Annotated in this window: 1 protein-coding gene; it reads right to left on the bottom strand. The window is 61.4% G+C overall.

Annotation, left to right across the window (positions count from 1 at the left end):
• On the bottom strand, positions 1-383 hold a 383-nt coding region (locus tag D0S45_20960), incomplete at both ends, for an IS21 family transposase (GenBank protein TIH02902.1).

Raw genomic sequence — 383 nt, 5'->3', positions numbered from 1 at the left:
ACGGCTGGCACACAGCTTCAGATGTGCCACCTGCATACGCCGGTAAATGCCGCCGACCAGCAAGCCTTCCTCGCTCCAGTCAAACTGAAACGCCTCGCCAAGAGCAAAGGTCAGCGGCACAAAGGCCTGCGACGCCTTGCCCTGTCCCCCTCGCCAGGCACGGATAAACGCGGTGAGCTGGCTGTAGCCACCGTCATAACCTTCGGCTTTGATTTGCGCCAACAGCGCCTTGGCACTGCGCCGCTGTTGCTTGGGCCGCAGCGAATCGGCCTTTAGCGCCTGCTCCAGCGTGGTGTGAAAAGGGCTGAGTTTGTTGAAGATCGCGCGGCGTTGGTAGACCGGCGGCTTGGCCTCAGGTGCTCTGACCCACTTGCGAATCGTGT

Source organism: Marinifilum sp. JC120 (genome assembly GCA_004923195.1).
Taxonomy (GTDB): domain Bacteria; phylum Desulfobacterota; class Desulfovibrionia; order Desulfovibrionales; family Desulfovibrionaceae; genus Maridesulfovibrio.
The sequence above is the reverse complement of the archived record's forward strand: the minus strand, read 5'-3'. Positions and strand labels throughout refer to the sequence as shown.